Origin of the sequence: Bacillus sp. KICET-3, from assembly GCF_033261025.1 — a bacterium.
In the GTDB taxonomy this organism is placed as follows: Bacteria; Bacillota; Bacilli; order Bacillales; family Bacillaceae; genus Bacillus; species Bacillus sonorensis.
Map to the genome: position 1 here is coordinate 3,269,219 of NZ_CP137345.1, position 22,052 is coordinate 3,291,270.

Genomic DNA, 22,052 nt, shown 5'->3' on the forward strand with positions numbered 1-22,052 from the left:
CCGCATCATGTTGATGGGGACTCTGTTTCTTCCTGGAGCTTGCGGTTTTCCTCTGTTTCATGAATATTCATCACAAGCGGTTCCGCATTTTTCATTTGCCAATACGCCTTCAGCAGTCTTGCGCATTCTTCTTTCTCCCCGAAGCGGTTCCCGGTCTGGTAGCGCTTCAGCACGGAAAAGACGGGTGCCGGATATGCCATATAGCTTAAAAATAAGCTGATTTCCTCCTCCCGCAAAGGATAGGCTTTGTGATACGCATAAAACCAGTTCACACATTCCGGACATATGACGGGATTCGTCTTGAACGTTCTTGTAAAAAATACGATCAGGTCATTTGCAGGCGGTGCATATCCCGCTTTTTCAAAATTGGTAAAATAGCCTGTTCCCATATCATTATAGAGAAAATGATGAACCGATAATTGCCCGTGATTTAAGACGAGTCTGGAAGACTCTTTATCTTTGATGGCTTCATGCCAATCATCAAGGCGTTCAAGCGCAAAGTCGACGGCCGATATCGTCTCTCTGTAATACATCGCCGCCTGAAGCTGAAAGGGAGACATATACCATTCTTTTTCAGCCGCGGCGACAATCTCTTCATATCTTTGTTTTTGCGCTTCCCACTTTCGTTTTGTCCGTTCATAGTGCCCGATGATATCCTCTTTCCTCAATCGAGTCTCTTTTTCGGTTCTTTGGTGAAGAAGGGCGATTTCTCGAAATAAATATTCATGCTTTTGATCACGTTCTTCCTCTTTTTCAAGAGCAAGCCATGGCATCAAATAGCAGAAATCGGCGCCCGCCCCGGTCAAAAATTCCCCGGCCCGATTCCTGTAAACGGGGACGAAATTTCTGTAGCCTTTCTCCTCAAGCAAGATCATCTGGTCAGTAAAACGGGTATTCCTTGAAGCCTCCAGCTTTTTCATGGCAAACACGCCGTGGTCCGTGTATACCTTCCACACTTTTCGGCTGACAGGCTCAATATATTGAGCGGCAAGGCCGTATTCTTTTAATACAGGCTGAATGTCTTCCATTCCGTTCACCACGCATTAGGCATGGCTGTTATGGTAGTCGGGAATATAAAGGATTTGTCCTTCTTTTATTTCCTCATCAAGAGAAAGGGAATTCATCCGGATGAGCTGCTGGGCATTAATGCCGTAACGTTCGCACAGAAGATCGATTGTATCATGTTGCTGAACGATGCACATTCTCATTCGCGTAAACTCCTCCTCTCCCTGTTTTGTAAATAGCTTCGTTAAATAAAGCGCATTGTCGTTCTCCTTGACTGATCCGTCCGCCTCATCGCCTTCTCCGCTTTCATCCCTTTCTTTTTCAGGTTCTTCCTGCTCATGAAATGAGTATTCCGGAATTTCAATCGAATGGCTTGGTTCAGACTCTTCTTCAGCTGCTTCCTGCTTCACTTCAATTTCAAAGGACTGTGGTTCCCTCTCATCCTGTTCCTCTTCATCCTGCAAAATGTGGGGAACCCCGTAGAACGGCGCTTCTTTTGTTTCTTCATGGCCGGGGTAAGTTCTGTAAAGCGGTTCAGGCTCTTCGCTTTCTTTCATTGCTATTTCCGCTCTATTGCCCTCTTCGCTTTCTTTCCTTGCCAATTCCGCTTTTTTGCCCTCTTCGCTTTCTTTCCTTGCCAATTCCGCTTTTTTGCCCTCTTCGCTTTCTTTCCTTGCCAATTCCGCTTTTTTGCTCTCTTCGCTCTCTTCCATTGCCAATTCCGCTTTTTTGCCCTCTTCGCTTTCTTTCCTTGCCAATTCCGCTTTTTTACCCTTTTCGCTTTCTTTCCTTACCAATTCCGCTTTTTTGCCCTCTTCGCTTTCTTTCCTTGCCAATTCCGCTTTTTTGCCCTCTCTGCTCTCTTTCATTGCCAATTCCGCTTTTACGTGCTCTTCATTATCAGGCGCTTCCTTATGGGTTTCCTGTTCCCGCTTCGTTCTTTCCGCGGCAGAGAGTGATGCAGTAAAAAACGGTTTTACTTCACTTTCGGATTCGCCGAGAAACGATTGATAGATCGGGACTGTGTTTTCATCGCTCTCCCCGTCATCTTCGTCTGCCTGCTCTTCTTCGATTTCCTGGTATTCGTACGGACTGTCAAGGTTAATCGAGAATGGCTTTTCCGCGGCGTCATCAGCATCCTTTTCTTCGCTGGAATAAGCCCTGTACGCCGGTTCAGGCTCTTCTTCATACTGAGACGCTTCCTCGAGAACCGGCTGGGGGTGCGTCTCTTTTTTCTCTTCGTCCTCCCCGCTCACATCCAGCAGACCTTCAATCGCCAAATCCGCCTGGATCGTCAGCATGCGGGCATCTGTCAGCTGATAATCGAAAGCATCAATAAAGACAAACACGTCGTTTAAATGGCTTACCTTGTTTTTTGGAATGGTAATATCAACAGGGAAGCAATGCGTCAGCTCGGCGCTTCCGTCTCCCTTCAATGTCACGTCTTCCACAAATCGGCTTGTCGCAGGCAGCTCAGCATACTCCCGGGTTTGATCTATGTTGTATTCGCCTGTCAGCTCTAATGACCCGCGTATGGATACATAATCATTCACTTCCTGAACCGAAATGTCAGGATCCAATGATATCGATAATAATTCCGATACTTCCTGTCCTTTTTGAAAACAGATCGACTCTTCTACAGAAAATTGCAAACGATGGTTTTGCGGCAAACTGATATCCTCCCTTCACCTAATTTTTAAAATTAGATGTCAGTAAAGATGTATGAAAAACAGCGTCAAAATATGAACAGAAAAAAAACCGGATTGTTAACGGCGCATGCAAAAAGGCCGCCGGCAATGCCGGCAGCCCCGTCCGCTTTTACTTTGTGCAGCTGATCGCGCTGAATACCTTTTCAGCGGCTGTGATCGTATATTCAATGTCTTCATCCGTGTGGGCGGTTGACAAAAACAGCCCTTCAAACTGAGATGGCGGAAGGAACACGCCTTCATCCGCCATTCCTTTATAATAGTCGGCGAATAGGCTGAGATCCGACCGCTTAGCAGTGTCATAGTTAATGACAGGCTCGTTTGTAAAAAAGAAGCCGATCATTGACCCCGCGCGGTTAAATGTATAAGGAATGCCGTTTTTCCGGGCGGCTTCGGAGATCCCTTTTTCCAGGCGGTCTGCTTTGCGCGAGAATTCCCGGTAGGAATCAGGTGTCAGCTGTTTCAATGTTTCAAGTCCGGCCGTCATCGCAAGCGGGTTTCCGGACAGTGTGCCTGCCTGATAAATCGGTCCGCTTGGCGCGATTTTCTCCATGATTTCGGCTTTACCTCCGTAGGCGCCGACAGGAAGCCCGCCGCCGATCACTTTTCCGAGACACGTCAAGTCAGGCGTCACGCCGAAATAGCCTTGGGCGCAATTGTAGTCCACCCTGAAGCCTGTCATGACTTCATCAAAGATCAATAGAGCGCCATATGTTTCCGTCAGTTCGCGGAGCCCTTCAAGGAACCCTTTAACCGGCGGCACGACGCCCATATTGCCGGCGACCGGCTCGACGATGACGCCGGCGATGTCATCTCCGAATTCCTTAAAGACGAGCTTCATGCTTTCAAGATCATTGTAAGGGACTGTAATCGTATTTTTGGCAATGCTTTCGGGAACCCCCGGGCTGTCCGGCAAACCGAGCGTCGCGACTCCGGAGCCGGCTTTGATGAGGAGCGAATCGCCGTGGCCGTGGTAACAGCCTTCAAATTTCACGATTTTATTCCGGCCCGTGTATCCTCGTGCCAGTCTCAAGGCGCTCATCGTCGCTTCTGTTCCAGAGCTGACCATCCGGACGATTTCTATGGAAGGGACCCGTTCAATGACAAGCTTGGCAAGCTCGGTTTCAACCTTTGTCGGCGCACCGAAGCTTGTCCCGTATTGAGCCGTCTTCTGAATGCCGTTCACCACTTGTTCGTTGCTATGTCCCAAAATGAGCGGCCCCCATGATAAGACGTAATCGATATATTCATTTCCGTCAATATCATAGATCTTTGACCCTTTGCCCCGCTCCATGAAAATCGGGTCCATGTTTACCGATTTAAAAGCGCGAACCGGACTGTTCACTCCGCCCGGCATCACCTGCTGCGCTTCCCTGAAAGCAGCTTTAGATTTTTCATAGCTCCGCATTCTCTAAAACCTCCAGTCCAATTTCCTTATTCCGCAAGCCATTTTGCCGCATCTTTGGCAAAATACGTAATGATCAAGTCGCAGCCGGCCCGTTTCATGCTTGTCAGCATTTCAAGGACAAGCGCTTTTTCATCGATCCAGCCGTTTTGGCCTCCCGCTTTCACCATAGCATATTCTCCGCTTACATTGTATCCGACAACAGGCAGATTACATTCGTTTTTCACTTCGCGGACAATATCCAGATAGGAGAGCGTCGGTTTGACGATCAGAAAATCAGCGCCTTCTTCCACATCGGATTTCGCCTCTCTGATGGCTTCCAAACGATTGGCATAATCCATTTGATAAGTTTTTCTGTCCCCGAACTGCGGGCTGCTTCCGGCGGCATCGCGGAACGGGCCGTAAAACGCGCTCGCGTATTTTACAGCGTACGACATGATCGGCACGTTTGTAAATCCTTCCTCGTCAAGCGCTTCCCTGATAGCGGCGACAAAACCGTCCATCATGTTGGACGGAGCGATAATGTCTGCACCGGCGCGGGCCTGGCTGACCGCCGTTTTCGCTAATAGAACGAGAGATTCGTCATTTAAGATTTCGCCGTTCTCCACAAGGCCGCAGTGGCCGTGGTCTGTATATTCGCAAAGGCATGTGTCGGCAACGACGACAAGCTCGGGGAAATCCTCTTTAATTTTCGAAATCGCTTTTTGGACAATGCCGTGATCATGATATGCTTCACTTCCAACAGCATCTTTGTGTTCAGGCACACCGAAGACAATGACCGATTGAATGCCCAGGCTGGCAACTTCCTCGACTTCTTCCCTCAGTCTGTCTAATGACAGCTGATACACGCCAGGCATGGATTCCACTTCACTTTTTATATTCTCGCCTTCTGTGACAAATATCGGATATATAAAGTCAGTTGCTCTCAGTTCGGTTTCTCTTACCAGCTGCCGCATGCCTGCGGTTGTCCGCAGACGGCGGTGCCTGTGAAATGATGATTTCATTTGTCATTCTCCTTTTCTTGAAATGCGGCACATCATGTCCAGCATTCCATCTATTGTATAAACCTCCGGCATAGCTGAAGGGATTCCGTATTCAGACAGCGCCTTTCTCGTCAAAGGCCCGATGCTGATAAAAGCCGTTTTGTTTTCAGCCCATATTTTGCTTTCCTCTTTCAAAATGCCCATAAATGTATGCACGGTAGAAGAACTTGTAAACGTTACGAAATCAAATGATTCCCGGGCCGCTGCCTCCCTCAGTTCGCGAATTCCTTCACAGTCAGGGACGGTTTCATATAAAATCCATTCAGAAATATCAACGCCAAGCGGTGAAAGGGATTCTTTTATGACATCGCGCGATAAATTCCCTTTTAAAACGGCGACTTTATCGTTCGGGCCGACTTGCTGCTTCAATGCCTCTGCTAGCTGTTCAGCGACATAAAGCTTAGGGATGAGATCAACCTGCACATTCCTGTCTTCCAAATACCGGGCGGTCTTTTCGCCGACAGCTGCCACTTTTGCCCGGGATGCGGCCGCCCTGCTGATTTCGTGATCTTCCATGTAAGAAAAAAAGAATTTAGCGCCATTTACACTTGTAAACACAAGCCAGTCCGCCTGCTCAAGCTCCGTTTGAAAGAGCTTTGCCCGTTCGGAAGAAAGAGCCGGGCGGAACGAAATCAATGAGGTGAGAACCGCTTCTCCCCCCAATTCGTTCACCTTTTGTCCAAAAGACCGGGCCTGGGCTTTGTTGCGGGTGACGAGCACCTTCTTTCCCAGCAATGGAAGATCATGCGTCATGCTCGTTCAGCTCCTGTTTGACCCTGTCGATCAAAGCCTTTGCTCCTTTGCTTGACATGCTTTCGGCACATTCTTTGCCCACAGCCTCGGGATCAGTCCCGACCGTTTTTTCGCGGAATACCGTTTTGCCGTCCGGAGAAGCGACAAGACCTGTCAGTTCAATGACATCGTCTTCAGTCATCGTCGCAAATCCCGCAATCGGGATTTGACAGCCGCCTTCCATCGCATGGAGAAAAGCGCGCTCAGCCATGACAGTCTGCTGTGTATAGCGGTCATTCAGGCGGGAAAACAGGTCGAGCAGCTCTTTGTCCGCAGCTCTGCATTCAATCGCCAAAGCGCCTTGCCCGACCGCGGGAAGACAGCTCTCCGGATCAAGAAATTCTGTCACGACATCGTCTTTCCATCCCATTCTCGACAGGCCGGCTGCCGCCAATATAATGGCGTCATACTCGTCTGTTTCAAGCTTTTTCAGCCTTGTATCAATATTCCCTCTGATCCATTTAATCTCAAGATCCGGACGGATTTGCAAAAGCTGTGCGCTTCTTCTCAGGCTGCTAGTGCCGACAACCGCTCCGTTCCTGAGCTCAGCCAGTTTTTGGCGTTCTTTCGAAATGAGCGCGTCGCGGACATCTTCCCGTTTCGGAATACAGCCGATCACAAGGCCTTCAGGAAGCGCTGACGGCATGTCCTTCATGCTGTGAACCGCCATATCGATTTCTCCCGAGAGCATGGCCTGCTCGATTTCTTTGACAAAAAGGCCTTTCCCGCCGACCTTTGACAAGGTGACGTCTAAAATCCGGTCGCCTTTCGTAACGATTTCCTTTATTTCAAAGGTAACATCCGGATGCAGTTCCTCAAGTTTTTTGATGACCCATTTTGTCTGGGTCATCGCCAATTTGCTTCTTCTTGAGCCTACGATGATGTTTCTCATATGTTCTTCCTCCCACTTCCGTACGGGCAACCATTTAACTAAACCAATGAAATTGTGAAAAGCTGCCGAGTAAAAAGAAATTGATTAAGAGAACAAGAAAAGACGCGGTATTCCACATGGCCGCGATCCTCCCTTGCAGCTCTTTGACGATCCTGATAAATAAATAATATCCATATAAAAAGAGCAGCACAATCGAACCAAGCACTTTCGGGTCCGTCCAGTACAGGGTTTCCAGCGACACATACGACCAGATAATCCCGAGTATCAGGCTCAAAAGGAGCATGGGTACACCGATGATATTGAGGACGTAAGCCATGTAGTCAAGCTTTGACAAATCCTCAATTCTCAACAGCCACTTTCCCCACTTTTTCTTTTTCAATAAGTTGTACTGAAAAAGATAAAGCAACGAAAAGACAAATGACAATGAGAAAGCGCCGTATGAGAGAATCGCCATCGTAATGTGAATGATCAGAAGCTCTGACACCAATCTGCCGGAAAGCTCGGCCGACTGCTGCGCCGTCGGTGTAAACGTATGGATCGCCACCATGGAAAATCCGATCACATTTGTGAAAAAAACAAGAAAATCCACCTTCAGCAGTTTTGTTAATACAAGGGAAAGCGTCACAAGCACCCAGGCATAAAAATAAAGCCCCTGCACATTATTCAACACAGGAAACGCCTTGGTATACCACATAAAATCGCAAAGATAGACCGTCTGAAGAATCCAGACAATAGAAAGCAACCAGAAGGCCGCTTTCCCTGCCTTCCGGTTGTGCTGTAGAAAATCTATAAAATAAAAGAGAACGCTGAGCGCATATAAGACGATCGTAGCTTCATTAACCCTGGCTAACAGTGTATCCGTCATGATCGTCACTCACTTGCGATAGAAGTGAAGCCATGCTGATTTTGTTTTGCAAAGCCATGAACCAGCTGGCGCTCATCTTGTTTCTTTTCATCAGGGAAAGCCGCTTCTTCAATATCGAAAATCTGCATGAACAGGCTGAGCTTTTCCTCAGCATCCGATTCTGAAGCAAATTCTTTCACTTTTAAAATCGGATCGCGCAAAAGCTGGTTGATGATGCTTTTCGTATGCTTGTTTAACAGTTTTTTCTCCCTTGTGCTCAAATGAGGAAGCTTCCGTTCAATGCTCTGCATGGTTTCTGACTGGATCGAGAGTGCTTTTTCCCTCAATGCGGATATGACCGGAACGACGCCGAGCGTGTTCAGCCATTGCTTAAAGGCGACGATTTCCGCCTCAATGATCAGCTCGACCTCTTCAGCCACGGCCTGGCGCTCTTTCAAGTTTTCCTCGACGATGCCTTCGAGATCATCAATGTCATACAAAAACACGCCTTCCACTTCGTGAAGAGCGGGATCAAGATCGCGCGGCACGGCGATGTCCACCATGAAAAGCGGACAGCCTTTCCGAAGCTTGTTGACCTGTTCGATCATGTCTTTCGTGATGACATAGCCGTTTGCACCCGTCGAACTGATGAGAATATCCGCTTCCGTTAAGGCGCATTGCAGCTCATTTAAGCTTTTCGCCTCGCCTGAAAAGCGGTCTGCCAGTTCCTTTGCCTTTGAAAACGTTCTGTTGATGACCGTAACCTGTCCGATTCCTTGACCGTGAAGATTTTGCACGGCAAGCTCCCCCATTTTGCCCGCACCGAGAATCAGCACGTGCTTATCTGAAAGGCTGCCGAAGATTTTTTTCGCAAGCTCAACGGCGGCATAGCTGACAGATACGGCATTGGAAGCGATGTCCGTTTCGGCGTGGCAGCGTTTTGCGACTGTGACAGCCTGCTTAAACAAATAGTTGAAAACGGTGCCGATCGTCTTCTCTTCCTGGGCCAGCTTGAAACTTGTACGAACCTGGCCCAAAATCTGCGTTTCGCCGATGATCATTGAATCAAGACCGCACGATACGCGGAACAGATGTTCAACGGCTCCGTCATTTTCATAAAACTTTAAGTAAGGCGAAATATCTTCTTTATCCATTCCGAACCAATTCGCCAAAAACATTTTCATATAATAGCGTCCGGTGTGCAGCTGATCTACGACTGCATATAGCTCTGTACGGTTGCATGTCGACACGATGATGTTTTCAAGTATGCTTTTTTCTTCTTTAAGCTGCGACATGGCTTGCCCCAGATCGCCTGGCTGAAAGGTTAATTTTTCGCGTATATGAACAGGGGCTGATTTGTAATCCAATCCCACGACAAGTATATGCATAACTCTTGCTTGCACCCCCAACACCTATCTAAATTAGAATAATTATAATATAGAATTTATTATTCACAACGATTATAACATATATTCACTATTTTCTCTTCACAAAATGTGAACAGATTTTAAAAATATGTTGTGATATAGTAGAAATTGCTTTTCTAGTTTATCTACAACAAGAAGGTGATACTTTGAAAAAGAAATCTGTTTTGCTTCCGTGTTTATTGCTCGCCGTGTCGATTTACGCGCTTTTAGGCTCCGGACAGATCAGCCTGTTTGACGGGCAAAAGGAATGGTCCGTTTTGGCGGCTCTCATCGGGCTGGCGTTTTTGTACCAGGGACATAAAGAAGCGGATAACGTCCATTTTTTCGCCGGCCTGCTGCTTGCCGCAATCGGGATTTATTTCTCCTTTAAACAGGAGCTTTTCGGACATGCCGATGATTTTGCCATGATCGTCCTGATTGCCGGAGCCGCCCTTCTCGTCAAATCATTTCGCACGAAAGAATATCAATATGAAAGTTTTTTGATGATCGCCTTTGCTTTATATCTCTATTTTTTCAAGCAGATCATCGCCTGGCTTCAATCGATGAAAATCGAAACAGCCTATGTTGAAGCATACTGGCCGGCCGCCGTGATTGCCGTCAGTCTGCTCTTATTATTCTTAAAAAGAAAATAGTTTATTCCATAAAAAAGCACTTGCATCCGGGACGCAAGTGCTTTTTCTTCAGCTGTTGATCATTTGTTCGATCGCAGCCCAGGCTTCCTGCTTGCCTTTTTTCGTTTCCGAAGAAAACAAAATGAGCTGGTCGCCCTGTTCGATATTCAATGTCTGTCTGACGACTTTGGCGTGCTTTTCCCATTTTCCTTTAGGGATTTTATCCGCCTTTGTCGCAATCACGATCACCGGGATGCCGTAATGCTTTAAAAAGTCATACATCATGACGTCATCCTCTGAAGGGGCATGCCTCAGATCGACGATTTGAACAACGGCTTTCAATTCTTCGCGCAATGTCAAATATGTTTCGATCATCCGCCCCCATGCTTCGCGCTCCGACTTGGACACTTTCGCAAATCCATATCCGGGAACATCGACAAAATGGAGCACATCATTGATGATATAAAAGTTAAGCGTCTGTGTTTTGCCGGGCTTTGAAGACGTTCTCGCTAAATTTTTCCGGTTGATCATTGTATTAATAAATGATGATTTCCCGACATTTGATCTTCCGGCAAGCGCGATTTCCGGCAGCCCCCCTTCAGGATACTGCTCGGGTTTTACCGCGCTGATGACGATTTCTGATTTTGTAACTTTCATTTCTCTTCTCCCACTAGTGCATGCTGAAGGACTTCATCCAAATGAACGACAGGGACGAAAGTCAAGCCTTCCCGCACGCTTTTTGGAATGTCCTCAATATCTTTTTCATTGTCCTTTGGCATAATGACAGTTTTCAGTCCGGCACGGTGAGCGGCCAGCGTTTTTTCTTTCAGACCGCCGATCGGAAGCACCCTCCCTCTCAGCGTAATTTCCCCGGTCATGCCGACATCGCGGGACACGGGACGGCCCGTCAACGCGGAAACGAGAGCTGTCGCCATCGTAATGCCTGCGGATGGGCCGTCTTTTGGAACCGCGCCTTCCGGAACATGAATGTGAATGTCATGTTTTTCATGAAAATCCGGACTGATCTTCAGCTCTTCCGCTTTTGAACGGACATAGCTGAATGCGGCCTGTGCCGACTCCCTCATGACATCGCCGAGTTTTCCGGTCAAGATCAGCTTCCCTTTCCCAGGCGAAAGCGATACTTCAATTGAAAGCGTATCCCCGCCCGCCGCTGTATAAGCAAGTCCTGTAACGACGCCGATTTGGTCATCAAGCTCTGCCTGTCCGTATCTGAAGATTCGTTTGCCGAGGTAGTCCTCCAAATTTTTCTCTGTTACCGTGATTCTTTTTCTTTCACCAGAGACAATCAGCTTTGCCGCCTTTCTGCAGATCGCGGCAATCTGGCGTTCAAGACTCCGGACGCCGGCTTCCCTCGTATAATAACGGATCACATCAAGAACGGCCTGGTCGCGAATTTGCAGATTGGATTTTTTCAGTCCATGCTCCTTAAGCTGCTTAGGCAGGAGATGGTCTTTGACGATTTCAACCTTTTCCACTTCCGTATAGCCCGCGATCGTGATGATTTCCATTCTGTCTCTGAGCGGGCCGGGAATCGTCGCCAGATTATTCGCCGTTGCGATGAAAAGAACCTTAGATAAGTCAAACGTTTCTTCTATATAATGATCGCTGAACGTATGGTTTTGCTCAGGATCGAGCACTTCAAGCATCGCGGAAGCCGGGTCCCCCCTGAAATCCGAAGCCATTTTATCAATTTCATCCAGCAGAAAAACAGGATTGATTTTGCCGGCTTTTTTCATCCCCTGAATGATCCGGCCCGGCATGGCGCCGACATATGTCCGGCGGTGTCCGCGGATTTCAGATTCGTCTCTGACGCCGCCGAGTGAAATGCGGACAAATTTCCGTCCGAGCGATTTGGCGATCGATTTCGCAAGCGACGTTTTTCCAACGCCAGGCGGTCCGGCGAGGCACAAAATCGGGCCTTTTAACGAATGTGTCAGCTTTTGGACAGCGAGGTATTCAAGAACCCGCTCCTTCACTTTTTCAAGGCCGTGGTGTTCTTCATCAAGAATTTTGCTGGCAAGGTTTATATCAAGCCTGTCCTCTGTCGCGTCATTCCAAGGAAGTGAAATGAGCCACTCGATGTAATTGCGGATAACCGAGCTTTCGGCAGAGCTTGACGGTATTTTTTCGTAGCGGTTCAGTTCTCTGAATGCCGTTTCTTTTACATGATCGGGCATTCCGGCTTCTTCGATTTTATCCGTCAGCTTTTGAACCTCTCCCGTCTTCCCTTCCTTATCCCCAAGCTCTTTTTGAATGGCTTTCATCTGCTCGCGCAGGTAGTATTCCTTTTGCGTTCTTTCCATTGAACGCTTGACGCGCTGCCCGATTTTTTTCTCAATCTCCAGGACTTCTTTTTCATTGTGAATCAGATCGATCACTTTGTTTAATCTGGCTTTCACATCGATGGTTTCCAGCACTTCCTGCTTGTCCTTCAGTTTCAGCGGAAGGTGGGAAGCGACGATATCGGCCATTCTGCCCGGCTCTTCTATGTCTGTCACAGCCGCAAATGTTTCAGCCGATATTTTTTTAGAAATCTTTATGTATTGATCAAAATGGTCGAGCAAGGTGCGCATGAGAGCTTCATCTTCAACATCTTTTTCTGTGTCTTCATCTATTCGCTCGATTGTAACAGATGTATAATCATCCATATCGTTGTACTCGATGATCCGGGCGCGCTGAATGCCTTCCACCAGTACGCGGATCGTTCCGTTCGGCAGCTTCAGCATCTGCTTGATTTTTGTATAGGTTCCGAATGGAAAAATTTCTTCTTCATCCGGTTCGTCTATTGATATGTCCCGTTGCGTTGCCAAAAAGATCATATGGTCATTCATCATAGACTGTTCAAGCGCCTGCACCGATTTTTCGCGTCCTACATCAAGATGCAAAACCATTGTCGGGTAGACGAGTAAACCTCTTAAAGGGAGGAGCGGGATGCTTCGTTTCGTTTCATCTGCCATTTTGACTGACACCTCCGTAACTTTAGTAAGAAACATTATAATACACTTTTTTTATCCATGTACAATAGGAAGCCCCATGAAATAAAAGGGTCTCCTGTAGTATACCCTTTCTTTCTCTTCTGAAAAAGGAAAAGATGACCTACAAAAAGAAAACTTGCCGTGCGGGCGCCGCTAAAAAATCCCCACCTGAAAGTGATGAGGATTAAACGGATTCTCTTTTGACCTGTGCGCCGCCCGGCATTTCCGAAGGCGGATTGACCAATGAGAGGTCCAGCACTTCCTGCAGCGTTTTGACGGGAATAATCCGAATACCGTCAATTTGCTTTAGTATGGACTGAACATTTTCATGCGGGATAATCACGGTTTTCGCGCCCGCATGTTTGGCTGCTTTAATTTTCGGAATCACGCCGCCGATCGGCTTGACCCGGCCGTGCAGGCTGATTTCACCCGTCATTGCGATCGTATGATCAATCGGTATTTTATGAATGGCCGAAAAAATGCCGGCCGCCATCGCGATTCCGGCCGAAGGTCCGTCAACCGGGATCCCGCCGGGAAAGTTGATATGAATATCATAATCTGAAGCTTTTACACCCATTGTCCTAAGCACCGTCATGACATTTTCCACCGAACCCTTGGCCATGCTTTTTCGGCGGATCGATTTTGACTGATTGCCGATATTTTCTTCTTCGGCAATGCCGGTAATATTGATCGAGCCTTTATCAGCCGCCTGATTCACGGTGACTTCAATTTCAAGCAGTGAACCGCTGTTTGGGCCGTGCACCGCAAGACCGTTTACAATGCCGATCTGGGGCTTGTCGGCGATTTTTTGTTCATATTTCGGGGTCAGCTGGCTCGAATGGATCACCCATTCGATGTCCTCGAGTGTAACATGATCGCGATCTTCGGTCAGCGCCATTCCGGCCGCGATCTGCATCATATTGACCACTTCACGGCCGTTTCTCGCATAGCTTGTCAAAAGGTCAAGCCCTTCATTTGTCACTTGCTTGTTGATTTTTTCAGCCGCTTTCTTCGCGACCGTTTTTAATTCGTGCTTTTCGAGGTCGCGGAAAAATACTTCAAGGCATCGCGACCTGATCGCAGGCGGGATTTCCTCAGGCATTCTCGTTGTTGCGCCAATCAGCCTGAAATCCGCCGGCAGTCCGTTTTGAAAAATATCATGAATATGCTTCGGAATCTGCGTATTTTCTTCGCTGTAGTAGGCACTTTCCAAAAACACTTTCCGGTCTTCCAGCACCTTCAGCATTTTATTCATTTGAATAGGATGAAGCTCTCCGATTTCGTCGATAAATAAAACGCCTCCGTGAGCATGTGTGACAGCTCCCTGCTTCGGCTGCGGGATCCCCGCCTGCCCCATCGCTCCAGCACCCTGGTAAATCGGGTCATGCACCGAACCGATCAGGGGATCCGCAATTCCTCTTTCGTCAAAACGGGCCGTTGTCGCATCAAGTTCGACAAAAACAGAAGACTCTTGAAAAGGAGAACGCTTATTTTTTTTCGCTTCTTCCAAAACAAGCCGGGCGGCCGCCGTTTTCCCGACTCCCGGAGGACCATAGATGATCACGTGCTGAGGATTTGGACCGCAGAGAGCGGCTTTCAGCGCTTTGATTCCGTCTTCCTGGCCGACAATGTCGTGAAAGCTTGTCGGCCGCACCTTTTCCGATAAAGGCTCTGATAAATGAATGGATCTCATTTTCCGGAGCTGTTCCATCTCTTTTTTGGACTCTCTGTCTATCGTAACCTTTTGTGTTCTTTGGTTTTTAAGCAAATTCCAAAAATATAATCCGATGATAATCCCGAAAAATAATTGTACAAAAAGTGCAATGCTCGTCCAGCTCAACTGATGGTCCCTCCTGAAATGGTTTCGTATCTGAGTATGTCAGATAGTATTTCCTGTTCAGGGAGGGAATAAACGTTTTAAAGGGATAATTTTGCACAAACAAAAACCCCCTGGGATTCAGGGGGTTTAAACATTAAGCTGACGTTTTTTTGTCTTTGTCGGCGACCGTGCCGTCTTTCAGAATAAGACGCGGCGGCTCGCCATCCGTAACGGTTTCTGCTGTAATCACGCACTTTTCGATATCATCGCGTGACGGCAGATCAAACATGACGTCAAGCATGATTCCTTCGATAATGGAACGAAGTCCACGCGCACCTGTTTTACGTTCAATTGCTTTTTTGGCGATTTCTTTGAGGGCTTCGTCTTCGAAGACAAGCTCCACATTATCCAGTTCAAGCATTTTCGAGTATTGCTTGACAAGTGCATTTTTCGGTTTTGTCAAAATGTCAACCAATGCTTTTTCATCCAGCGGTTCAAGGCTGGCGATAATCGGAAGCCGGCCGATGAATTCAGGGATCAGTCCGAAACGAAGCAAATCTTCAGGAAGCACTTTGGATAGCAGCGCTTCTTTGTCAAGATCTTCATGCTTGTTGTCTGAACCGAAACCGATGACTTTTTGTCCGAGACGGCGTTTGATGATCTGCTCGATTCCGTCAAAGGCTCCTCCGCAAATGAACAGGATGTTCGTGGTGTCAATTTGGATGAACTCCTGGTGAGGATGCTTTCTTCCTCCTTGAGGAGGAACGCTGGCAACCGTGCCTTCAAGGATTTTGAGCAGCGCCTGCTGTACGCCTTCTCCCGATACATCGCGCGTGATTGACGGGTTCTCCGATTTTCTCGCGACTTTGTCAATTTCATCGATGTAAATGATGCCTTTTTCGGCTTTTTCTACATCATAGTCAGCCGCCTGGATCAGCTTGAGCAAAATGTTTTCCACATCTTCGCCGACATAGCCTGCTTCTGTCAAAGATGTAGCGTCGGCAATGGCAAACGGCACATTTAAGATGCGGGCCAGTGTCTGGGCAAGAAGCGTTTTACCGCTTCCGGTCGGTCCGATCATGGAAATATTGCTCTTAGACAGCTCGACATCGTCAACTTTGCTGTTGGAATTAATCCGTTTATAGTGATTGTAAACGGCCACGGCAAGCGATTTTTTCGCCTGATCCTGGCCGATGACATATTCATCAAGAATTTCGCGGATTTCCTGCGGCTTCGGAACATCTTTAAACTCCACTTCTTCTTCAGAGCCGAGTTCCTCTTCTACGATTTCCGTGCAAAGTTCGATGCATTCATCACATATATACACGCCTGGTCCGGCGACAAGCTTGCGTACCTGATCTTGAGTCTTTCCGCAAAACGAGCATTTCAATTGTCCTTTTTCCTCGTTGAATTTAAACATTCTTTCACCCCTTATATCCTTGTCATTTCCGTTTCTTCGTTAAAAGAAACATACGCTGTAAACATTCGTTCCATTATGTATTGCATTTTACCATACTTTCCAAAAAGGCGATAACTTTGTGTTTGCCTTCCCGGCATATTCAATATGTATGTTCATCCGCGTGACATTATCTTTCCTTTCCCAAAGAAAGGCCGATAAGTCAAAATTGTATAAAACAAGGCACGAAACACTCGCGCCCTGTTTTATATGAACTATTATTATGAAACATATTAACGGTTTTCTACAAGAAAATCAATCGCTTTGCGGACTTTTAAGTCCTCTTTCATACCTTCTGTAGAACCGATTGCTTGTTTGATGTTTTCAACAGGCATGTTATAAGCTTCAGCCATTTTAGAAAGCTCTTCTTCGACTTCCTCATCAGTCACTTGAAGATCTTCCGCTTTTGCGATGGCTTCAAGCGTCAGGTTTGATTTCACGCGTTTTTCGGCATCTTCTTTCATTTGCTCTTTCAGCGCGGTTTCGTCTTGTCCTGAGAATTGGAAGTAAAGCTCAAGGTTCATGCCCTGCATTTGCAGACGCTGTTCGAATTCTTTCATCATGCGGTTAAGCTCAGTATCGATCATCGCTTGCGGAATGTCGATCTCAGCATTTTCAGCCGCTTTTGTGACAAGCTCTTCGCGCAATTTTGCATCCGCTTCGTTTTCTTTTGCTTCTTCAAGACGTTTTTTCGTTTTTTCAGTCAGCTCGGCAAGCGTTTCGACTTCTTCATCGACATCTTTCGCGAACTCGTCATCAAGCTCAGGAAGCTCCTTCGCTTTGATTTCATGAATTTTCACTTTGAAAACAGCAGGTTTGCCCGCCAAGTCTTCAGCGTGGTACTCTTCAGGGAATGTAACTTCAACATCTTTTTCAGCGTCGGCTTCAAGTCCTACAAGCTGATCTTCAAAGCCTGGGATGAAAGAGCCTGATCCGACTTCAAGGGAATAGTTTTCCGCTTTTCCGCCTTCGAATGCTTCGCCATCGACGAATCCTTCGAAATCAAGGACAACAGTGTCTCCCTCTTCTACTTTTCCGCCTTCTTTCACAACAAGCTCAGCTTGGCGCTCTTGAAGAGATTTCAGTTCGTTTTGCACGTCTTCATCAGTTACGGCGGTATCGTCTTTTTCAATGCCGAGGCCTTTGTATTCACCGAGCTTCACTTCAGGTTTAACCGTTACTTTTGCAGTGAAGATCAGGCTTTCGCCTTTTTCGATTTTTTCAACGTCGATTTCAGGACGGTCAACAGGCTCGATGCCTGCTTCTTCAACCGCTTTCGGATACTCGACAGGAAGCAGGATATCCAAAGCGTCCTGATAAAGAGCCTCAACGCCGAAACGCTTTTCAAACAGCGCACGCGGCACTTTTCCTTTGCGGAATCCTGGAATGGATACTTGTTTGACTACTTTTTTGAATGCATCATCAAGGGCTTTATTAAAGGTATCGGCATCAACCTCAACCGTTAAAACGCCTTCGTTTCCTTCTTGCTTTTCCCATTTTACTGACATGTGTTTCCCTCCAAAATCTATTCAGGTTGTGTCGGTTTTCCATTTTAAAACAAGCAAACGGCTACGTCCATAGAAAGCTGCAGTCCGCCGGCAGCTTGGTTCTTCCTGATTAGCCATCATTATGTATACAAAGATAAATAATGAATCTTTAGCGGCAAACGGAACAATCGCCTTCCGTTTTTCACAAATGCAACCACTTTATTATAACACAATGCCTGCTGCTTTCAACATTTACAAATAAGAAATTTCTTCTATGTCTTTGATCATCGCGCACGCTTCTTCGAGCTGCCTGTCATTGAATTCGTAGAGGATATGAAGCTCATTTTTATCAATGTCGATGCCGTGCATTTCATACCCGACTTTATGAAGTGCGGCTGCCCAAAGCTCGCGGTTTGCGTATTTCGGCTGAAACGGATATAACACGTACAGATGCCTCCGCCACAATTCTTCAACCGCCTGGTACAGCGAGGGATTTTCATTCCCGAGCGTATCGTCAAGGACGTTCAGGACATATGTTAAAATCGGCATGGCATCCGGCTTGACCGTTTCTTTCGGATTAATTGTCATCGATTCGCCAAACTTTGTGACGAGCGTCGTTTTTTCATAATCTGATTCGGCGAGCAGCTGCAAAATCATCGTTTTCACGACGGGATGTCCGTTCGGGTTTTGCAGAATCGTTTTCAATAAACCGATATATTTCGACAGATTGCGGTCTTTCAGCGAATGGATCAGCTTCACCTGCTCACCGGTATCATTCAAAATCCGCTCGCGGTCGTATTCTTCCGTGTCTGACAGATCTTCTATGAGATCCTCGGTTTCCGGCTCCTCCGTCATCCTGCGGCTGAAATCAAGCAGTTTGTAAAACTGTTCGGCGCTTTCCGGGGGCAGCTTGTTTTCTTCAAGGACGGCTTCAATCGTTTCCTTTACTTTATCATACTGGCGGAGCTGAATTAAAATCGTCATATAGACCTGTAAAACCGTAAAATAGTGGCCCTGGCCTTCCTTCAGCATCTTTTCGCAAATGCCCTTTGCTTCCTCAAGCTCGCCGATTTCCAGAAAGCAGATGGCCATTCCGAGATAAATGTCCGATTCCTCTTCATCGTAATTCCTTGCTTCTGAAAATAACCGCAGCGCTTCATGATAATTTTTTTCTTTTAAGGCGGACATCCCTTTATGCACTAAACGCTCCTTTACGTTTGGAAACGGGATGATCTTTGAATTTTTCTTGTCAGGCTTCATTCCTAAGTTCCTTTCAGGCACTTATTTTTAACAAGTGTACCAACACGGCCCGCTAAACACAAGAAAGAACAAACAACCGGCTCTCTTTCAGCAAAAAAGCGTCCGAAAACATCGGACGGCTTTTTTAGACTTGAAGCCAGGAGCTTCGCTGTTTTTCAAATTGTTCAATTTCATCCTCGAGAAGCAGCGTCAATGAGATTTCATCATAGCCGTTCAGCAGCATCTCTCTCCAGTGCGGATCAACGTCAAACGAAACCTGCTTCCCGCCGTGATCCGTAATCGTCTGCTGTTCGAGATCCACGGTCATCGACCGTGACTGATGTTCGTACTGTGCAGCAAGCTCTTTCCATGTGTCATACGGAAGACGGATCGGCAGCATCCCGTTTTTGAAGCAGTTTTGATGAAAAATATCGGCAAATGACGGCGCGATGATGATTTTAAAACCGTAGTCGTCCAAGGCCCACGGCGCATGCTCTCTGGAGGAGCCGCAGCCGAAGTTTTCTCCAGCGATTAAAATCGATGCCCCCTCATATTCAGGACGGTTGAGCTCAAACTCCGGATTTGGCGCGCCGTCCGCCAAATATCTCCAGTCGAAGAAAGCAAAGCGGCCGTAGCCCGTTCTTTCGATCCGTTTTAAAAATTGTTTCGGTATGATTTGATCTGTATCTACATTAATTCTGTTTAATACCGCCGCTTTTCCGGTATGTGTCTTTAAGGGTTCCATCTTTTCACTCCTTTACACGGCTGTTTTTTCTTTAAAATGTTTTCTGACATCGACAAAACGACCGTGGATCGCCGCCATCGCCGCCATCGCAGGACTGACGAGATGCGTTCTGGCGCCCTTGCCCTGTCTGCCTTCAAAATTGCGGTTTGAAGTGGAAGCGCACCGCTCTCCTTCTGGAACAACATCGTTATTCATGCTGAGGCACATGCTGCATCCCGATTCTCTCCATTCGAATCCGGCTTCGATAAATATGTGATGAAGACCTTCTTTTTCCGCCTGGATTTTAACGCTTTGCGAGCCGGGAACGACGATCGCTCTCACACCGCCGGCGACTTTCTGCCCCTTGATCATCTCGGCCGCCTGGCGGAGATCCGTCATCCGCGAATTCGTGCATGAGCCGATAAAGACGTGTTCAATCGTAATATCTTCAATTTTTTTATAAGGTTCAAGACCCATATATTCGTAGGCCCGCAGCGCTTCTTTTTTATCGTCTTCCTGTTCGAATGCCTCCGGTCCCGGGATCGCTTCATCAACTGGCAGCACCATTCCCGGATTGATGCCCCATGTCACCATCGGCGAAATGTCATCGCCGTCCAGGACGATCGTCCGGTCGTAGACGGCGCCCGGATCGGTCCGGAGACTCTTCCATTCCTCGACCGCCTTTTCAAATTCTTCGCCTTTTGGCGCATATTTTTTCGATTTTACATATTCAAATGTTGTTTCATCAGGCGCGATGAGTCCAGCCCTTGCCCCGGCTTCGATCGACATGTTGCAGACGGTCATGCGTTCGTCCATTGACATGTTCCGGAACACTTCGCCTGTATACTCAATGACATAGCCGGCGCCGAATTTAACGCCGTACTTTCCGATCACGGCAAGGATGACGTCTTTTGCTGTGACTCCTTTTTGCAGTTTGCCGTCAACGCGGATTTCAAGCGTTTTCGGCTTTTGCTGCCAAAGCGTCTGCGTTGACAGCACATGTTCCACCTCGCTCGTTCCGATCCCGAAAGCAAGCGCGCCGAATGCTCCGTGTGTCGATGTATGGCTGTCGCCGCAGACGATCGTTTTTCCCGGAAGCGTTAAGCCGAGTTCAGGCCCGATGACATGGACGATTCCCTGATCAGGGCTCGACAGGTCGGCAAGGCGGATGCCGAATTCCTCGCAGTTTCGTTCTAGCGCACTGACCTGCCGTTTGGCGACTTCATCTTTAATCTCAAACCGGTTCACGGTCGGGATGTTGTGATCCATCGTCGCAAACGTATTCTCAGGCCTTCTCACTTTTCTTTTCTTTTGTCTCAGCCCCTCAAAAGCTTGGGGCGAAGTGACCTCATGTATGAGATGCAAATCGATATACAAAAGGTCAGGCTTCCCCTCTCCTTTTTTTATGACATGCTGATCCCAAATTTTTTCGATGATCGTTCGAGGCATCATCTGTTTTCCTCCCTCTACCAATATCCATTTTCCTTAAACGTAGGCGGTCATGATGTTTGAAATGGCATTGTCATCTGCCAGTGCGGCTTTTACCTCTTCTGTGATCGACTTTGTCGTACAATGCTCGGCTCCTTTGGCAAGATCCTTTGTTCGCTTTCCTGACCGCAGCACTTGATTAACGGCGTTTTCCACAGCTTGCGCTTCCGCTTCAAGGCCAAATGATGTGCGGAGCATCATCGCCACCGACAAAATAGCCGCAAGCGGATTGGCGATGTTTTGTCCGGCAATGTCAGGGGCAGACCCGTGGATCGGCTCATATAAATGAAGTCCTGAGCTGGATAAGCTCGCCGACGGAAGCATGCCGAGCGATCCCGTCAGCATCGACGCTTCATCGCTTAAAATATCGCCGAACATGTTTTCAGTGACGACGATGTCAAATTGGCCCGGATTGTAGATGAGCTGCATTGCGGCATTGTCCACCAGCATATGTTCAAGCTTGACGTCCGGAAAATCAGCAGCGACTTCCTCCGCCGTCTTTCTCCACAGTTTGCTTGATTCAAGGACGTTCGCTTTATCTACAGAAGTGACCTTTCCTTTTCTCGTCTTTGCCATTCGGAAGGCTTCCCTGATGACTCTTTCGATTTCCGATTTTTTATAAAGCAGCGTGTCAACGGCTTCCTGTTCGCCGTTTTCATTGACATACTGCCTGCTTGGCTCTCCAAAATATAAACCGCCCGTCAGCTCGCGGACGATGACAAAATCAACGCCTTCTATATATTCCTTTTTTAAAGGAGAAGCATCAGCAAGACTTTCAAAAACTCTGACAGGCCTCAAGTTGGCGAAAAGGCCGAGCTGTTTGCGAATGGCAAGCAGCCCTTTTTCAGGTCTCAGTTCAGAAGGATTTTGATCCCATTTCGGACCGCCCACCGCTCCGAGCAGGATGGCATCCGCAGCTTTGCAGACGGCGACTGTTTCCTCAGGCAGCGGCGCACCCGCCTTATCGATTGCCGCTCCGCCGATCAGACCGTATTCAAACTCGAATTCATGCTGATAATGTTCGGCAACGCTTTTCAGCACATCTACAGCCGCTTCCAATACCTCGGGGCCAATTCCGTCACCGGGCAAAAGTGCGATTCGTTTTTTCACGTTAAACA

18 protein-coding genes are annotated in these 22,052 nt (G+C 47.5%); 1 reads left to right on the forward strand and 17 read right to left on the reverse strand.

Annotation, left to right across the window (positions count from 1 at the left end; genetic code table 11):
* Nucleotides 1-5: 5 nt before the first annotated feature.
* The 8 genes from ysxE to hemA all read right to left on the reverse strand — a co-directional run bounded on the left by ysxE (nucleotide 6) and on the right by hemA (nucleotide 9,075).
* On the reverse strand, nucleotides 6-1,028 hold the full coding sequence (gene ysxE / locus R5H20_RS16700; RefSeq protein WP_006637863.1) for a spore coat protein YsxE: 1,023 nt from the start codon (nucleotides 1,026-1,028) through the stop codon (nucleotides 6-8).
* 15 nt (nucleotides 1,029-1,043) lie between these two features.
* The gene (locus R5H20_RS16705) at nucleotides 1,044-2,675 is read right to left on the reverse strand and encodes a LysM peptidoglycan-binding domain-containing protein (RefSeq protein ID WP_088272780.1); all 1,632 of its coding nucleotides are present in this window, start codon (nucleotides 2,673-2,675) and stop codon (nucleotides 1,044-1,046) included.
* 148 nt (nucleotides 2,676-2,823) lie between these two features.
* Nucleotides 2,824-4,119: a glutamate-1-semialdehyde 2,1-aminomutase gene (gene hemL / locus R5H20_RS16710; protein ID WP_006637865.1), complete on the reverse strand. Its 1,296-nt coding sequence runs from the start codon at nucleotides 4,117-4,119 to the stop codon at nucleotides 2,824-2,826.
* Between the two features lie 26 nt (nucleotides 4,120-4,145).
* The gene (gene hemB / locus R5H20_RS16715) at nucleotides 4,146-5,120 is read right to left on the reverse strand and encodes a porphobilinogen synthase (protein WP_006637866.1); all 975 of its coding nucleotides are present in this window, start codon (nucleotides 5,118-5,120) and stop codon (nucleotides 4,146-4,148) included.
* Between the two features lie 3 nt (nucleotides 5,121-5,123).
* A complete protein-coding gene (locus R5H20_RS16720; protein ID WP_006637867.1) occupies nucleotides 5,124-5,912 on the reverse strand; it encodes a uroporphyrinogen-III synthase in 789 nt (262 codons plus the stop codon).
* A complete protein-coding gene (hemC, locus tag R5H20_RS16725; RefSeq protein WP_006637868.1) occupies nucleotides 5,902-6,843 on the reverse strand; it encodes a hydroxymethylbilane synthase in 942 nt (313 codons plus the stop codon). The genes R5H20_RS16720 and hemC overlap by 11 nt, the downstream gene beginning before the upstream one ends.
* A gap of 34 nt (nucleotides 6,844-6,877) precedes the next feature.
* Entirely contained in the window at nucleotides 6,878-7,708 is an 831-nt protein-coding gene (locus R5H20_RS16730; protein WP_006637869.1) for a cytochrome c biogenesis protein, read from the reverse strand.
* Nucleotides 7,709-7,713: 5 nt separating this feature from the next.
* Nucleotides 7,714-9,075: a glutamyl-tRNA reductase gene (hemA, locus tag R5H20_RS16735; RefSeq protein WP_006637870.1), complete on the reverse strand. Its 1,362-nt coding sequence runs from the start codon at nucleotides 9,073-9,075 to the stop codon at nucleotides 7,714-7,716.
* Between the two features lie 185 nt (nucleotides 9,076-9,260).
* Here hemA and R5H20_RS16740 point away from each other — a divergent pair, with 185 nt between their 5' ends.
* Nucleotides 9,261-9,746: a hypothetical protein gene (locus R5H20_RS16740; protein ID WP_006637871.1), complete on the forward strand. Its 486-nt coding sequence runs from the start codon at nucleotides 9,261-9,263 to the stop codon at nucleotides 9,744-9,746.
* 48 nt (nucleotides 9,747-9,794) lie between these two features.
* On the opposite strand, the gene yihA is transcribed toward R5H20_RS16740, so the two are convergent.
* The 9 genes from yihA to leuB all read right to left on the reverse strand — a co-directional run bounded on the left by yihA (nucleotide 9,795) and on the right by leuB (nucleotide 22,044).
* The gene (yihA, locus tag R5H20_RS16745) at nucleotides 9,795-10,382 is read right to left on the reverse strand and encodes a ribosome biogenesis GTP-binding protein YihA/YsxC (protein ID WP_006637872.1); all 588 of its coding nucleotides are present in this window, start codon (nucleotides 10,380-10,382) and stop codon (nucleotides 9,795-9,797) included.
* Nucleotides 10,379-12,703 carry an endopeptidase La gene (gene lon, locus R5H20_RS16750; RefSeq protein ID WP_006637873.1) on the reverse strand — a complete coding sequence of 775 codons (2,325 nt, stop codon included), beginning with the start codon at nucleotides 12,701-12,703 and terminating at the stop codon, nucleotides 10,379-10,381. The genes yihA and lon overlap by 4 nt, the downstream gene beginning before the upstream one ends.
* A gap of 202 nt (nucleotides 12,704-12,905) precedes the next feature.
* Entirely contained in the window at nucleotides 12,906-14,561 is a 1,656-nt protein-coding gene (lonB, locus tag R5H20_RS16755) for an ATP-dependent protease LonB (protein ID WP_006637874.1), read from the reverse strand.
* A 133-nt stretch (nucleotides 14,562-14,694) separates the two neighbouring features.
* Complete coding sequence (gene clpX, locus R5H20_RS16760; protein WP_006637875.1) at nucleotides 14,695-15,960, reverse strand: ATP-dependent protease ATP-binding subunit ClpX; 1,266 nt, start codon at nucleotides 15,958-15,960, stop codon at nucleotides 14,695-14,697.
* A gap of 269 nt (nucleotides 15,961-16,229) precedes the next feature.
* Nucleotides 16,230-17,504 (reverse strand): trigger factor, encoded by a 1,275-nt coding sequence (gene tig, locus R5H20_RS16765; RefSeq protein ID WP_006637876.1) that lies wholly within the window; start codon nucleotides 17,502-17,504, stop codon nucleotides 16,230-16,232.
* A gap of 231 nt (nucleotides 17,505-17,735) precedes the next feature.
* Nucleotides 17,736-18,743: a DNA damage checkpoint antagonist DdcA gene (gene ddcA / locus R5H20_RS16770; protein WP_006637877.1), complete on the reverse strand. Its 1,008-nt coding sequence runs from the start codon at nucleotides 18,741-18,743 to the stop codon at nucleotides 17,736-17,738.
* A gap of 124 nt (nucleotides 18,744-18,867) precedes the next feature.
* Nucleotides 18,868-19,467 carry a 3-isopropylmalate dehydratase small subunit gene (leuD, locus tag R5H20_RS16775; RefSeq protein ID WP_006637878.1) on the reverse strand — a complete coding sequence of 200 codons (600 nt, stop codon included), beginning with the start codon at nucleotides 19,465-19,467 and terminating at the stop codon, nucleotides 18,868-18,870.
* 12 nt (nucleotides 19,468-19,479) lie between these two features.
* A complete protein-coding gene (gene leuC / locus R5H20_RS16780; protein WP_006637879.1) occupies nucleotides 19,480-20,898 on the reverse strand; it encodes a 3-isopropylmalate dehydratase large subunit in 1,419 nt (472 codons plus the stop codon).
* A gap of 33 nt (nucleotides 20,899-20,931) precedes the next feature.
* The gene (gene leuB / locus R5H20_RS16785; protein ID WP_006637880.1) at nucleotides 20,932-22,044 is read right to left on the reverse strand and encodes a 3-isopropylmalate dehydrogenase; all 1,113 of its coding nucleotides are present in this window, start codon (nucleotides 22,042-22,044) and stop codon (nucleotides 20,932-20,934) included.
* Nucleotides 22,045-22,052 lie beyond the last annotated feature (8 nt).

Excerpts from the sequence above, each read along its gene's own strand:
- ysxE (WP_006637863.1), bottom strand. The coding sequence starts at position 1,028 with ATGGAAGACATTCAGCCTGTATTAAAAGAATACGGCCTTGCCGCTCAA.
- hemL (WP_006637865.1), bottom strand. The coding sequence starts at position 4,119 with ATGCGGAGCTATGAAAAATCTAAAGCTGCTTTCAGGGAAGCGCAGCAG.
- hemB (WP_006637866.1), bottom strand. The coding sequence starts at position 5,120 with ATGAAATCATCATTTCACAGGCACCGCCGTCTGCGGACAACCGCAGGC.
- R5H20_RS16720 (WP_006637867.1), bottom strand. The coding sequence starts at position 5,912 with ATGACGCATGATCTTCCATTGCTGGGAAAGAAGGTGCTCGTCACCCGC.
- hemC (WP_006637868.1), bottom strand. The coding sequence starts at position 6,843 with ATGAGAAACATCATCGTAGGCTCAAGAAGAAGCAAATTGGCGATGACC.
- R5H20_RS16730 (WP_006637869.1), bottom strand. The coding sequence starts at position 7,708 with ATGACGGATACACTGTTAGCCAGGGTTAATGAAGCTACGATCGTCTTA.
- hemA (WP_006637870.1), bottom strand. The coding sequence starts at position 9,075 with ATGCATATACTTGTCGTGGGATTGGATTACAAATCAGCCCCTGTTCAT.
- yihA (WP_006637872.1), bottom strand. The coding sequence starts at position 10,382 with ATGAAAGTTACAAAATCAGAAATCGTCATCAGCGCGGTAAAACCCGAG.
- lon (WP_006637873.1), bottom strand. The coding sequence starts at position 12,703 with ATGGCAGATGAAACGAAACGAAGCATCCCGCTCCTCCCTTTAAGAGGT.
- clpX (WP_006637875.1), bottom strand. The coding sequence starts at position 15,960 with ATGTTTAAATTCAACGAGGAAAAAGGACAATTGAAATGCTCGTTTTGC.
- tig (WP_006637876.1), bottom strand. The coding sequence starts at position 17,504 with ATGTCAGTAAAATGGGAAAAGCAAGAAGGAAACGAAGGCGTTTTAACG.
- ddcA (WP_006637877.1), bottom strand. The coding sequence starts at position 18,743 with ATGAAGCCTGACAAGAAAAATTCAAAGATCATCCCGTTTCCAAACGTA.
- leuD (WP_006637878.1), bottom strand. The coding sequence starts at position 19,467 with ATGGAACCCTTAAAGACACATACCGGAAAAGCGGCGGTATTAAACAGA.
- leuC (WP_006637879.1), bottom strand. The coding sequence starts at position 20,898 with ATGATGCCTCGAACGATCATCGAAAAAATTTGGGATCAGCATGTCATA.